General features: G+C 37.4%; 7 protein-coding genes. 4 read left to right on the top strand and 3 right to left on the bottom strand.

Features of this window, described 5'->3' with window-relative positions; translation table 11 throughout:
* Nucleotides 1-289 precede the first annotated feature (289 nt).
* Nucleotides 290-5,674 (top strand): trifunctional serine/threonine-protein kinase/ATP-binding protein/sensor histidine kinase, encoded by a 5,385-nt coding sequence (locus NMG86_RS17485; protein WP_026798202.1) that lies wholly within the window; start codon nt 290-292, stop codon nt 5,672-5,674.
* A gap of 296 nt (nt 5,675-5,970) precedes the next feature.
* Here NMG86_RS17485 and NMG86_RS17480 read toward each other — a convergent pair whose 3' ends face one another.
* Nucleotides 5,971-6,450, bottom strand: a complete 480-nt coding sequence (locus tag NMG86_RS17480; RefSeq protein ID WP_026798201.1) for a DUF6658 family protein — start codon at nt 6,448-6,450, stop codon at nt 5,971-5,973.
* Between the two features lie 216 nt (nt 6,451-6,666).
* On the opposite strand from NMG86_RS17480, the gene smpB reads away from it, so the two are divergent.
* The 3 genes from smpB (at nt 6,667) to NMG86_RS17465 (ending at nt 10,741) form a co-directional block, all read left to right on the top strand.
* A complete protein-coding gene (gene smpB / locus NMG86_RS17475; protein ID WP_026785886.1) occupies nt 6,667-7,134 on the top strand; it encodes an SsrA-binding protein SmpB in 468 nt (155 codons plus the stop codon).
* A gap of 126 nt (nt 7,135-7,260) precedes the next feature.
* The gene (fumC, locus tag NMG86_RS17470; RefSeq protein WP_026798200.1) at nt 7,261-8,664 is read left to right on the top strand and encodes a class II fumarate hydratase; all 1,404 of its coding nucleotides are present in this window, start codon (nt 7,261-7,263) and stop codon (nt 8,662-8,664) included.
* 445 nt (nt 8,665-9,109) lie between these two features.
* On the top strand, nt 9,110-10,741 hold the full coding sequence (locus tag NMG86_RS17465) for an AAA-like domain-containing protein (RefSeq protein ID WP_026798199.1): 1,632 nt from the start codon (nt 9,110-9,112) through the stop codon (nt 10,739-10,741).
* A 354-nt stretch (nt 10,742-11,095) separates the two neighbouring features.
* On the opposite strand, the gene NMG86_RS17460 is transcribed toward NMG86_RS17465, so the two are convergent.
* Nucleotides 11,096-13,849 carry a CBS domain-containing protein gene (locus NMG86_RS17460; RefSeq protein ID WP_026785890.1) on the bottom strand — a complete coding sequence of 918 codons (2,754 nt, stop codon included), beginning with the start codon at nt 13,847-13,849 and terminating at the stop codon, nt 11,096-11,098.
* Nucleotides 13,850-13,863: 14 nt separating this feature from the next.
* A complete protein-coding gene (locus tag NMG86_RS17455) occupies nt 13,864-15,240 on the bottom strand; it encodes a 16S rRNA (cytosine(967)-C(5))-methyltransferase (RefSeq protein ID WP_026785891.1) in 1,377 nt (458 codons plus the stop codon).
* Nucleotides 15,241-15,289 lie beyond the last annotated feature (49 nt).

Raw genomic sequence — 15,289 nt, 5'->3', positions numbered from 1 at the left:
TTGACATCCCAAAATAATCGTGTATATTTGAGGAGTGTGAGGAGTGAGATTAATAAAGAAGAAGCACTTGGGGTCGAAACTCGGCCAGACTCCCAGGTGTTTTTTCTATTCAGAATTAAGTTAAAAACCCGGTTTTTTGAAGAAGGCGAGTTTTTGGGGTATATAATTGATATAAGCTGAGTTATCAGGGTTTATCTGTAACCGCGCGTCTCTTGGTTATTTAATGTTTATTATTGATCACTAAAACTTTAGAAAAACTCAGCCCCAATCATTGCATAGGGAAACAAATATGATTGCTTTACCTGGATATCAGATTTTAGCACAAATCTACGAAAGTGTTAACTCCGTTGTTTACCGAGCAGTTCGAGAACAGGATCACTCCCCCGTGATTTTAAAGGTGCTACAGGGGGAATTTCCGCCTCAATCTGATATTCAAAAATATGAGCGAGAATATAAAATCCTCCGCAACTTTAATTTAGAAAGTGTGATTAAGGTTTATGAACTTCAAACCTATCAAAATACTTTAGTCATGACCTTAGAAGATTTTGGCGGAGAATCGTTAAAAATCTTATTAGCTACTCAGAAATTTACTCTCTTAGGATTTTTAAACCTAGCGATTAAAATTGCCCAAGGACTACGAGAAATTCATGCTGCCAACCTGATTCACAAAGATATTAACCCTTCCAATATTGTTTTTAATCCCGCTACTGGACAGGTTAAATTAATTGATTTTAGCATTTCCAGTGGATTAACCCAGGAATCCTTACGGCTCCATCCCCCGCAAAATTTAGAAGGAACCCTTTCTTATATTTCTCCCGAACAAACCGGAAGAATGAATCGGTCAGTAGACTATCGAACCGATTTTTATTCCTTGGGAGCAACCTTCTATGAATTATTAACCCAACAGGTACCTTTTCCCACCACCGATGCGATGGAGTTAGTTCACGCCCATCTAGCAAAACAGCCGATTCCTCCCCATGAAATTAACCCAGAAATTCCCCCGATTATTTCTCAAATTGTCCTGAAATTATTATCTAAAACCCCGGAAGAACGCTATCAGAGTGCTTGGGGATTAATTGCCGATTTAGAAGACAGTTTTAAACAATTTCAAGCTACAGGAACCGTTAGCGAATTTGCCTTGGGAATGCAGGATATTTCCGATCAATTTAAGATTCCCAAAAAGCTCTATGGTCGAGAAAACGAGATTGATACCTTAATTCAAGCCTTTGACCGGGTGAGTCAAGGCAAAACCGAAATTATGTTAATTTCTGGATATTCGGGGATTGGAAAATCCGTATTAGTCCAAGAGATTTGTAAATCAATTATTGAAAAAAAAGGTTATTTTATTAGTGGAAAGTTCGACCAATTTCAACGCAGTATTCCCTATTCTGCCTTAGTTAATGCCTTTTCTGAATTAGCTAGATTACTCTTGAGTGAAAGTCAAGAAAAGTTGGATCAATGGCGAGAAAAATTATTAAGAGTTTTGGGGCCGAATGGACAAATTATTATTGATGTAATTCCTGAAATTGAACTAATTATCGGCCCGCAACCAACAGTATTAGAATTGGGTGCCGCCGAATCTCAAAATCGGTTTAATTTAGTCTTTCAGAACTTTATTAGTCTGTTTTGTCAACCCGAACATCCCTTAGTGATTTTCTTAGATGATTTACAGTGGGCCGACTCTGCCACCCTGAAATTAATCAAATTAATGTTAACAGATGATGCTACCCAATATTTATTTTTAATTGGAGCCTATCGAGATAACGAAGTTAGTCCTACCCATCCTTTAATGATGATTTTAGAAGGGTTGAAATCCGAATCATTTAGTCCAGAACCCGATACCGATGGCTTAATTCATGAAATTCATCTAACAGCTTTAAATTTGGCACAAGTGACGGAACTGGTAGCCGATACCCTCCATAGCGATATCCATACCGTTCTCCCTTTAGCCGAATTAGTAATCAAAAAAACAGAGGGAAATCCATTTTTTGTGAATGAATTTCTCAAGATATTATATCAAGAAAAACTCCTAATTTTCAACTCAGAAAGAATTGCTTGGCAATGGAATGTTGACGAAATTAAAGCTTTAGATATTACCGATAATGTCGTTGAATTAATGATTGGTAAGCTCCAAAAACTTCCCCAGAAAACTCAACAGGTTTTACAATTAGTCGCCTGTGTGGGGAATCAATTTGACTTAAATACCTTATCCCTAATTTATAGTAAGGAATCCGTTGATACCTTTCAAGATTTATTACCCGCTTTAAAAGAAGGTTTAATTAAACCCCTACTGGATGCCGATAATTTGGAACCGGAACAAATTAATCCCTATCTGGTTCTCAATTATCGATTTCTCCATGACCGGGTTCAACAAGCTGCCTATTCCTTAATTGCGGACTCTCAAAAACAATCGGTTCACCTAACTATTGGTCGGTTACTATTAGCTAATACACCGCCCCAATATTGGTTAGAAAAGGTATTTGATTTAGTTGATCACCTGAATGTGGGTCGATCTTTAATTACTGATCAACAAGAACAACTACAATTAGCCAGTTTAAACTTAGAAGCGGGAAAAAAAGCCAAAGATGCCACCGCCTATGGTGCCGCCCGGGAATATTTAATCGCCGGAATTGAAATTTTACCCGATAATAGTTGGGTTGAATATTATTCTTTAGCCTTTGCATTGTATCGAGAACGAGCCGAGATAGAATACCTGAATGGGAATTTTGCTGAAAGTGAAATCTTAATTGAGTTAATTTTACAACACTCTCAATCTAATTTAGAAAAAGCTGAAATTTATAATCTACTTTTAATTCAATATACCTTACAATTAAAATATGAAGCCTCTATCAATGCCGGAATTAAAGCCTTAGCTTTATTTGGATTGGATTTACCCACAGAAAACCTACAAACCTTTATTCCCCAGGAATTAGAGTCTCTACAAAACTTGATTAATATTAATAATCTATCGACATTTCTGGAGCAAAACCCAATTGTTGAACCAGACAAAAAAATTACTTTAAAACTTCTCAATAATTTAGCACCCTCCGCCTATGTCAGTAATCCTAGTTTATGGACAGTGGTAATTCTCAAGGGTGTAAAAGTTGCGATTGAATCGGGATATTCTCCAGAAGCCGGATTTTTCTATGCGACCTATGGGATTCTAGTTGCTACAATCTTTAATCAATATCAAACCGCCTATGAGTTAGGTCAATTGGCTTTAAAACTGAATAAAAAGTGGAATTATCCCGTCTATAAGGTATCTGCATCCTTAATTAGTTGTCTCAACTATTGGTTAGAACCGATTAAGAATTCAAATGCTTTAGGTCATGAAGGTTATCAATCTGCTTTAGATTCAGGAGATTTGCAATATGCTGGTTATTTATTAAATAATCAATCGCTAAATTTAATGGTGCAGGGTGTAAACTTGCCTAAGTTTTTAATTGAAGTTAAAAACTATTTAAAATTCGCCGATAAAACTGAAAATTATCTGGTGATTGATACCTTAACAGGACTCCGAGGAATTTTGATCAATTTAATCGGTGAAACCCCAGATTTATTATCTTTTGATGCTCCAGAAATCACAGAGTTAGATTATATTGAGAGTAGCCAAAAAAATCGGACATTCTATTCTCTCTGTCTTTACAAAATTTTTAAACTGCAAGTTCTATACCTATATGGTGAGGTAGAAGCAGCCTTAAAAATAACCTTAGAAGTTGAAGAATTACTACAATTTATTTTAGGATTAATTCCCGTCACAGAATATTATTTTTATTCTTCTTTAATTTTAATTTCCAATTTAGAAAGAGTTTCAGAATCCCAAGAACAGCAGTTTTTAGAAAAAATTAAAAGTAATCAAGAAAAAATTAAAACTTGGTCAGATAACTGTCCGACAAATTTCCTATCTAAATATCTCTTAGTCGAAGCAGAATTGGCTCGATTTTCTCAAGATTCCTTTGCAGCAATTGATTTATATGAACAAGCAATATCAACGGCACAGGAAGCCGGATTTATTCAAAATGTTGCCCTCAGTCATGAACTCACGGCTAAATTTTGGATGAATTATCATAAACTCAAATATGCCAATATTCACCTGCGAGAAGCCTATTATAGCTATCAACGTTGGGGTGCAGTTCGTAAAGTCGAACAGTTAGAAACCGAATATCCTCAACTCAAATATTTAGCCACCCTTAAACCTGCTTTATTTGAAACGGAATCCGTTACCCTGAGTACCTCCCATGGCAGTAGTTTAGCGTTATTGGATTTAAGCACCGTCATTAAAGCATCTCAATCCATTTCACGGGAAATTGTTTTAGAGAAATTATTAGCTAACTTAATGAAAATTGTGATTGAAAATGCGGGGGCACAAAAAGGATTTTTAATTTTATACGACGATGATAAATTAGTAATTGAAGCTGAGGCTTCAACGGATAACGAAGAAGTCATTGTTCATCCTAAAGTCAATGTTGAAAAAGGGTCAAATTTACCTTTAACTGTCATTTATTATGTGGAAAGAACCGGGCATGATGTAGTATTAATGAATGCCACGCTAGAAGGACAATTTACTCATGATCCCTATATTAATAACCATAAAATTAAATCTATTTTATGTACTCCGATTATTAGCCAAGGGAAACTTTTAGGAATTTTATATTTAGAAAATAACTTAACAGCCGGAGCCTTTACCTCAGAGCGAATTGAAGTTTTAAACCTACTATCTTCCCAAGCTGCGGTGTCTTTAGAAAATGCCCTGTTATATGCCTCTGTTGAAAATAAAGTTCAAGAACGTACCCAAGAACTCAACGAAAAAAATTCCCGTTTAGAACAAACTTTAAACCAACTCAAACATACCCAAGCCCAATTAATTCAAAGCGAAAAAATGTCCTCTCTAGGACAAATGGTAGCGGGAGTCGCCCATGAAATTAATAATCCCGTAAGTTTTATTTATGGAAATCTTACCCCCGCCAGTGAATATGTTCAAGATTTACTCCGATTAATTGAAATCTATCAACAGGAATATCCTCAACCTAAACCCTTAATTACAGAAACCATTTCTGAGATTGATTTAGATTTTTTAGTCACAGATTTACAAAAACTATTAGTGTCAATGAAAGTCGGGGCTGAAAGAATTCGGAATATTGTTTTAAGTCTGCGAAACTTCTCCCGTTTGGATGAAGCGGAAATGAAACCTGTAGATATTCATGAAGGGATTGATAGCACCTTAATGATTTTACAAACTAGATTCCGAGGCTCGACCCACAGTACGGAAATTGAAGTGATTAAAAACTATGGTCAACTGCCAAAAGTGAACTGTTATGTCTCTCAACTGAATCAAGTTTTTATGAATATTATTAGTAATGGTATTGATGCCTTAGAACATCGTCGCCATCTGATGAATCAAGCTGATTATCCCCCCATAATTACCATTTCTACCCAGAAAATTAACGATAATCAAGTTAAAATTTCGATTGCAGATAATGGTTTAGGAATGAATTCAGAAGTGCTACAACGAATTTTTGATCCCTTTTTTACCACAAAACCCGTCGGTAGTGGGACGGGTTTGGGTCTATCAATTAGTTACTCAATTGTTGTTGAACGTCATCAGGGTCAAATGAGTTGCAATTCCAAACCCGGAGAAGGATCAGAATTTACTATCCTAATCCCAATTAATTAAAATTTTGGGGACTGAACACTTTAAACAACTATAGGAGGGAAAGGGGAACAGCCCCCCCAAACCCCCCGTGCACGGGGGGCTAGGGGGGGAGGGAACAGGGAAAAGTGATGAAATTGATCTGCCTTTTGAAATCAACCAGGGGGAAATTAGTGATGAAAAATCCCCAGCTTTTGGTTGACTGGGGAAAGCGCGAATTGAGAACGTGCGATAGTTGTTACAATCTAACCCCACAGGATTTGTGGACACATCTACCTTTAGATAGATATGGCAACTGAGTCAATTATCTAGCCAATTGATCAGGATTTTTTTATCTGCCGTTGAAAATCTCCGGCTGTATCTTTGACCTGTCCAGCGCCCTTAGCAGCCTGATTTTTAATATCCTTTGAGGTTTTTTCCGCCCCCTTCTGGACTTGATTTAGAGCTTGTTTGGTGTTACCTTCAGCCTTGTTAATATTTTGTTGGGTTCCTTCCTTCAAATCCCCAGCCATTTTACTGGCTGAGTCACTAACTTTTTCTGATACATCCTTGACCCGTTTCACGATATCTTGGTCACTGTTGTTATAGGCATACATCTCACCTGTTTGCTTAGATTTAACCGAGCTAGGAAGTTCACTGGTTAATCCTTTAGCCTGATTGGAACTGCCCTCTCCCGGTGACTGAGCCGTGGGAGGAGTATTACTACAAGCGGTACTGATAAACATTAATAATCCCGCAAAAAACACACCTAAAATATTTTTGAAGGATATAGACCGTAGAGCTTGAATTAATTTCTGCATTTTGATGATTCCTAAACTTTGATTAAATTAATTGAATTTGCTTTTATTACTCATTCAGCTTAAAGTAAATAAATTATTTTACCCTCTAGCTCAAGGAATATATTGGTTGATTTAATTAACTTGTTTTCTATTCATTTCGGTTAAAAAAAGTCGCAAATTGCTATAATTAACCATAACCCTTAGACCTTCGACCCAATCATCTGCTAAATTGAAAACATGACTAAAAACAGCGAAGGATATAAAATTGTTAGCGACAACCGCAAAGCCCGCTATCTTTACGAGATTTTAGAGACCTATCAAGCGGGCATCGCCCTTGAGGGAACGGAAGTCAAGTCAATTCGGGCGGGTAAAGTCAACCTGCAAGATGCCTATGCCTTAATTCGGGGGGGTGAAGCTTGGCTATTGAATGCCCATATCTCGCCCTTTGAAAAGGCCAGTGTTTATTTTAACCATGATCCTCGTCGCACCCGCAAATTATTGCTGCATAAAGAACAAATTAATAAACTATTGGGGCAGGTCGAACAAAAGGGGTTAACATTAGTTCCCCTGAAAATGTACCTCAAGGAAGGCCGAGTTAAAGTTGATATTGCCGTTGGCCGAGGCAAAAAACTCCACGATAAACGGGATGATATTCGTCAAAAAGATGATAAAAGGGCGATGGAAAGGGCAATGAAACAGTATTAAATTATAACGATCTTTAATAGCATTAAATTCTCCCCCTGCCCTTTTAGGGAAGGGGGCTGGGGGGTTAGGTCTTAGTTTATAATAAAGTAAAATAATTAATTGCCTAAAATTAGGAGAACTCTCAACATGACAACAGAACAACCGACCCGGAAAGAACGCGATAGTATGGGAGAAATTGAGGTTAAAAGCGATCGCTATTGGGGCGCTCAAACTCAACGTTCTATCTATTATTTTAATATAGGCAATGATTTAATGCCCAAAGAAGTGATTACCGCCTTTGGGATTCTGAAAAAAGCCGCGGCTATCACCAATCAAGAATTAGGAAAACTCCCCGCAGATAAAGCTCAATTAATCGTTCAAGCCGCCGATGAAGTGATTGATGGCAAACTCGATGATCACTTTCCTTTAAAGGTTTGGATGACCGGAAGTGGAACCCAATCTAATATGAATATTAATGAAGTGATTGCTAATCGAGGGATTGAAATTTCCGGCGGAATTTTAGGCAGTAAAACCCCAATTCATCCCAATGATCATGTTAATATGTCCCAATCTTCTAATGATACCTTTCCTACCGCCATGCACATTGCGGCGGCGATAGCCGTGACCCAAAGGTTAATTCCTAGTGTCAAAAAAATGCGAGATGAGTTACAAAAAAAAGTCGATGAATTTGCCGATATTGTTAAAATTGGCAGAACCCATTTACAAGATGCCGTGCCCTTAACTTTAGGTCAAGAATTTTCCGGTTATGTGGCTCAACTCGATGCAGATTTAAAGCGTCTTGAACTTATTTTACCAGATTTATATGAATTAGCCATTGGTGGAACAGCCGTCGGAACGGGCTTAAATACCCCGAAAGGATTTGCAGAAAAAGTTTCTAATCAGATTAGTCAAATAACCGGATTACCCTTTATTTCTGCTCCGAATAAATTTGCAGCCATGGCCGCCCATGATGGTCTAGTTATGGCTAGTGGGGCATTAAAAACCCTAGCCTGTTCGTTGATGAAAATTGCCAACGATATTCGGTTTTTAGGCAGTGGCCCCCGTTGTGGTTTAGGAGAGTTAATATTACCAGAAAATGAACCCGGTTCATCAATTATGCCGGGGAAAGTTAACCCAACCCAATGCGAAGCGATCACCATGGTAGCTGCCCAGGTAATAGGTTATGATACTGCTATTACTATTGCAGGTTCCCAAGGGCATTTTGAGTTAAATGTGTTCAAACCGATGATCATTTTTAACTTCATTCAATCGGTGGCTATTTTATCCGATAGTTGTCATAATTTTACAGATTTCTTATTAACTGGATTAAAAGTTAATCGAAATAAAATTAACAGCTATGTTGAACAATCTTTAATGTTAGTAACAGCTTTAGCTCCTAAAATTGGCTATGATCATGCTGCCCAAGTTGCCCATATTGCCCTGGAAAAAAATCTGACTTTAAAGGAAGTTTGTTTGCAATTAGGATATATTTCCAGTGAAGAATTTGACCAGATTGTCAATCCCTATAAAATGGCTTATCCTGATGTCTAAGTTGTGATTTTAGCTGAAGTCGCAAATTCAGTCTAAAACCCTTGATTAAATCCCGAATTAGACCCCCTGAATCTCCTTTAACAAAAGTTTTGCTCCTTGGGAAAAGCGGTTTAGGAGGGGTCTATAGCGCTACGCATTAAAGTTAGGACACTTCTAAATCCTGAAACTCATTCCCTGTCCCCTGTTCCCTGTTCCCTAGTGCGTAGCACTATAGGATGGGAGAACAAGTTAAGTGTATTCTTTGTAACAATTTATCCTATAATCGGCGTGAGAGCTTTCTATTGATTGGTATTTGGGGAAATCTGTTGAATTTAAACAAGCAGTGATCTATACTAATTAAATTATATCTTTTCATACTTTAACTAGCATCCTTTCTTTTGAAACTTGATTTTATTTCCAGATTTAATCTCAATCCATGTAATAATTTATACTTTTCCTCAAAAAAATGTTACCAAAAAACACATTAATATTTCCTGACCGTCCCCTCGCATTAAATTCTCCTTTCTATATTCGTCGCTCTCCTAGTGAAGAATTGGCTTATACAGAACTCGAAAAATCTGGGAGCTTATTGCGAGTCACAGCGCCAAGAAAAATGGGAAAAAGTTCCTTAATGTTAAGGTTAATAGATTATGCAGAAACCTTGGGATACCGTACCGTTTTAATTGATTTTCTGCAAGTCGATCAAGAAATTTTTGAAAGTAGTGATAAATTTCTGCGGTGGCTGTGTATTAATGTAGCTCGACAATTAAAACTGGAACCCAAATTAGAAGACTATTGGGATGAAGATATGGGAAGTAAAGTGAGTTCTACACTCTATTTTGAACTCTATATTTTCCCACAAATTAATTGCCCACTATTCCTGGTTTTCAATGAGTTAAATATTGTATTTGAACATATAAATATTAGTCAGAATTTTCTACCTTTAATTCGATTTTGGTATGAACAATCTCGACATAACCAGACCTGGAAAAATATACACTTATTTTTGGTTCAATCGACGGAAGTTTATGTGTCTTTAAATATTAATCAATCTCCTTTTAATATTGGGTTATCCATTGAATTGCCTCCGTTTACGGTTAATCAAGTTCAAAATCTAGCTGAACGTTATCACCTGAATTTAAGTGATACTCAAATTCAAGAATTAACCCATTTAGTCGGAGGACATCCCTATTTAGTGCATCTGGCTATTTATCATCTAGCCAATAATTTAATCAGCCTAGAAAACTTATTAAAAAAAGCTCCAACCCTAGAGGGAATTTACAAAGAACACTTACAATCTATTTGGCTGATTCTACATAATAAACCCGAACTGGCGATCGCCATGCAACGGATTGCTACCTCTAAAATAAATATACAACTAGAACCGATCATTGGCTATCAATTATATAGTTTAAACCTTGTTAATTTTAAGGAAAACTACTGTACACCATCCTGTGAACTCTATCGTCTCTATTTTAGCACCCAAATTCTCAGTGAAAACCCTAATGCTCCGATTAATTTAAAACAGCTACAGGAAGAAAATAAACTGTTAAAATCCCTGGTTTATATTGACACCTTGACCCAGGTTTTTAACCGTAGAGAATTTGATCGCTCCGTAGATATTGAATGGAAACGAATGATGCGGGAAATTGCCCCATTATCTTTAATTTTATGTGATATTGATCATTTTAAAATTTATAATGATACCTATGGTCATCAAGCCGGAGATCACTGCTTAAGGGCCGTAGCGCAGGCTATTCGTGATATGGTTCAACGTCCGGGGGATATGGTCGCCCGCTATGGGGATGAAGAATTTGTGATTGTTCTCCCTCAAACCGATGCTAAAGGTGCAATGTACATTGCAGAATCTGTGCGTGAGAATATTAATGCCTTAGCTCTGCCTTTTAACACTGATAAATTGCCAAACCGTCGGGCACCAATTATTACCATTAGTTTAGGAGTTGCCACTGCGATTCCCGGTGTAGATGCGATCGATATTGAAACCTTATTTTCAGCAACTGATCAAGCTCTATATAAAGCGAAAAAAAATGGTAAAGATCAAGTTAAATTGAGTTCATTTCTCCGATTTCAATATTAATTTAATCTAAAATTCATGAAAATAATTGACTTTTGTAAACCTGCTATTTCTGTGATTAACAAACTCAAATATCCCCAAAAATTTCTCTTGATTAGTTGTATTTTTATCATTCCTTTGAGTTTAAAGATAAATTATTTGCCCGAGAAACTGTTGATAAGTACCTGAACAAAATTAATTACACATCCTCTACCCTGTTCCCTCCCCCCCTAGCCCCCGTGCACGGGGGGTTTGGGGGGGCTGTTCCCTCTCTCAACTAGGTAATTTATTTTGTGCAACTACTTAGTCTTTATGAAAAAATTAAAGCACAAGAAAACGAGAATTAAACCGCAATTATTGTTTAGTTATATGAAATTTTTATTGTAGCGGATAATTCCGTTGTAAAAATGCTTCAGCAGCAGCGCGATCGCCTATTTCTCCATCTAATGTAAGCGTTAACAAATCATCCAAAATTTGCTTAAATTGATCACTGGGTTTATATCCCATCGCCTTTAAATCATTACCATTTAAGGGGGGTTTAATGTCTCGCCATTGGGTTAAATATTGCCAAATTCGCTTTCTGACTTGTCGAGGAGATTGCACCGCCATTAAAATTAACATTGATAAATTATAGGGTTTAAATAACCAGAAAAACTGACTATTTTTTTCCAATTTATATATATTTTCAAGCATCTGATTTTTAGCTAATTCTAAACTTTTTAACCGTTCAATAGTTCCCGCCTGTAGCTGAAGATTCTGTGCCACTTTTTCCCGATATTCTGAGGATAAATAAGCTACTAATACCTCCAAACGAACCTCCCAATGGTTTAAATTGTTTTCGGGATCAAAGCGTTGTAAACAGCGATCAACAGACCGTACTTGTCGCCATAACTGCGGACTTAATTCTAAGCTGGGATGAATACACCGTAACGCTTTTAACTCCCCTAAAAGTTTTAACGAACGTTTCCAATCGGGAGATTGAAAAATATATCTTAACTCACTTTTTAAACGGGTTTCTAAAGCCGGAATTCGACGATTTTGATCAAAGGATTTATTACTTTCTTCCCGTTGTTTTTCATAAATTCCACTACTAATCGCATAACTAATATATTCTTGAGTTTGAGCTTCAATTTCAAATCCCAGCCGCACTGTAAACCGCACCGCCCGATAAATTCGAGTCGGATCTTCAATAAAACTATTCGCGTGTAAAACCCGAATTTTTCCAGATTCTAAATCCGCTAATCCCCCAAAAAAGTCTAATAATTCCCCAACTTGAGGAGAAGTTAACCGCAATGCTAAGGCATTAATTGTAAAATCTCTCCTGTATAAATCCTGACGAATGGAACTCGCTTCGACTTGAGGATTAGCCGCCGGATAGGGATAAAATTCCGTTCTCGCGGTGGCAATATCAATCCAAAGAGAATCTAAAATTGGGTCATTATGCCATAATAAAGCCGCGGTTTGAAATTGTCCATGAACATCTAATCTTGCTGCGGGATAATGTTTTTGTAAATCCTGGGCTAATTCCACCGCCGGAGAAACAGATGATGCAATATCCGGGTTAAAATTAGCATTTTTATAACAGCCATCCACGACAATATCAATATCATTTAGTAATACCGTTGTTTCCGATTTTGCTAATAATAAATCCCGTACCGCACCCCCAACTAAATAGATCTGCCATCCGCGTTTTTCTGCTAAAAATGATAGGCGATTCAGTAAAGTTAATAAAGGTGTGGCTAATTTTTCTTCTAAGAGTTCTTCTACACTGGTACAGGTCAACCCGGGAATACAGCCTTTAAAAATTGATTTCTGCGGCCGTTGTTGTTGATGAAGTAACCTTAAAACATCGGTTCGCGTCACAATTCCCACTAAATTTTTATCTTGTAAAACGGGTAATCTACCAATATCATAAGTCACCATTAAGGCTTCAATTTCCGGTAAGGTTGTTTCTGGAGTAATGGTTTTTAATTGTGGTGTCATATAGCCCTTAACCGGGGCGTGACTAAAGCCATGATGCAGGGCAATATCTAAGTCTCGACGGGAAATAATTCCTACTAATTGATCCTGTTCATCCACCACGGAAAGACCGGAATGATCATAACGTAATAAAATCCGATGGGCTTCTTCTACGGAGGTATTGGGGCGAATAGTTCTCACTGGAGAGGACATCAATTCCTGCGCCGTTGGCGGGTGGGGAATTTGTGCTTTTAATTGTTCAACTAATTGCTCTAAAATTTCTGAAAAATTGCCTTCTTTTAACGCGACTGAAGCCGCCCGGGTATGACCACCACCGCCATAAGGTTTAAACAATTCATTCAAGTTGGTTTTTTCAATTCGAGAGCGTCCAATAATACTTAATCGATCTCCTTCTCCCCGACCATATTGATTAGCTAATAGTAAGGCATCACTTTCAGTTAAATCAATTAATTCTGATGCCAAAGTTGATAATCCTGGCACATATTCATCGGTTTTAAATAATATCCAAGCGACGGTATAACCTCTAATTGTTGATTTTTGTAATTGTTCTAAGGCTAGACTTAATAACTCTTGTAATTTCTGGGGTAAACCGGGTTCTACATATTCAGCAATCACGGGTAAATTAGCGCCTTGTTCCATTAACCAAGCTAATGCTATGGCATCTCTAGCGGTGGAATGGGGAAAGGTTAAGGAACCCGTATCTAAATGGATTCCTAATGCCATTACGGTGGCTTCTGCGGTGGTTAAAAGCGGTTTTTGGGGTTGATTTCTTAACATTTCCACAATTAAGGTTGTCGTCGCCCCAACGGATTCAATATAGGTTTCTGTGGCGGGAATATCGGATATTGTATCGGGATGATGATCGTATATTCTAATGGCGGATAAATTGGCTAACTTAAACCATTCGGCACTTTTTCCTAAGCGATCGCAACTTTGGGTATCAACAACACTAATCGAATGAATTTTATTTGGATTCACAGAGCGCTGTTCAATTAAAGCAAATTCATCTCGATATAAGGCTAAAAAATCCCTCACCGCCGGATGACTTCCCCCCGCTAATACAATTCGACTTCCGGGGTAAATTCGAGTTAATCCCACCGCCGCACCGAGGGCATCAAAATCAACGGTTTTATGGCATAAAATTAGGTGCATAAAGTTAATAATAATTAAGTTAGATCTTTGATTAATTTTACCATAAAAAATCCATCCATATTCTGTCTATGGGGCCAAATCTTAATCCAGCCTTCCGGTTCGGGAGTTAAACAAAAACTTTCCGGGGGAGGTTGAATTTTCCAGTTAGAATGTTGACTTAAAAAGTTTTGAATTAGGGTTTCATTTTCTTGAGGATGGAGAGTACAGGTTGCATAGACTAAACAGCCACCTGGTTTGACCCAATTTTGAGTTGTTTCTAATAATTCTAACTGCAATTGAGACAGGTCTTGGATATTTTTAAGATCATGTTTCCATCGTCCATCCGCCCGTCGATGTAAGGTTCCTAAACCGGAACAGGGAGCATCTAATAATAGCCGATCAGCTATCTCGAAACACCCATCTAATTTCCTAGCATCGCCTGCTTTAATTTGAATGGAATTAAGTTTTAATCGAGTTAAATTTTGCTTAATTTTTTTCAGTCTGGATTTAATAGAATCAAAGGCTAAAACTTGACCTTGATCTTGAATTAATTCAGCGATATGGGTGGTTTTTCCACCCGGGGCGGCACAGGCATCAATAATAGTTTCTCCGGGTTGGGGATCTAATAAATAGCTAACCCATTGGGCGCTACCATCTTGAATTGACCACCAACCTTGATTATAACCGGGTAAATCTTTAATTGATCCGATACTACCAGTTAATCTTAATCCTAGGGGTAAACCGGAAATTCTATTAACAGAAATTCCCCTAGATTGAAATTCTGATTCTACGGTTTCTAAAGTCGTTTGTAGGGGATTAATTCTTAAATCAATAGTGGGAGATTGATTAAACCAAGTACAAAGCTGTTCGGTTTCTGCTAATCCTAAAGTATCTAACCAAAATTGAATTAGCCAGTCGGGAAAACTATAGATAATTCCTAATTTTTCTATAGGATTTTGAGGTAATTTAAAGGGGGTAAAAACAGAGTTAAAAGAATCAGAAGTTTCTACAGGACATTTTTCGGATTCTCTAATATAATGTCTCAATATACCATTGACAAAACCACTAAAATGGGTTAGTCCATTCTGTTTAACTAATTCAACACTGGTATCTACCGCGGCCGAATTAGGAACTTGATTCAGATAGCAAATTTGATAAAAACCGAGATGTAGTATAGTACGAATATCCGGGTGCTGTTGATGGGATTTTTTCGGGGCTAAGTAATCAATTAAACTATCAAGCGATCGCCGTCTACGCACACAACCATAGACTAATTCCGTGGTTAAGCGTCGGTTAATATCTGATAGATCGGATTCACGAAGCCATTGATCTAAAACCACATCTGCGAGCCCCCCTCGTCGGTTAATGTCTCGGAGTGCTAAAAATGCAACTTGGCGTGGATTATTATTCACAGTTATTATAAAATTCAATTCCAGGTAATTGGAAAATAATTGCTCCTCG

The organism is Planktothrix rubescens CCAP 1459/22, assembly GCA_904830895.1.
GTDB classification, from domain to species: domain Bacteria; phylum Cyanobacteriota; class Cyanobacteriia; order Cyanobacteriales; family Microcoleaceae; genus Planktothrix; species Planktothrix agardhii.
The sequence above is the reverse complement of the archived record's forward strand: the minus strand, read 5'-3'. Positions and strand labels throughout refer to the sequence as shown.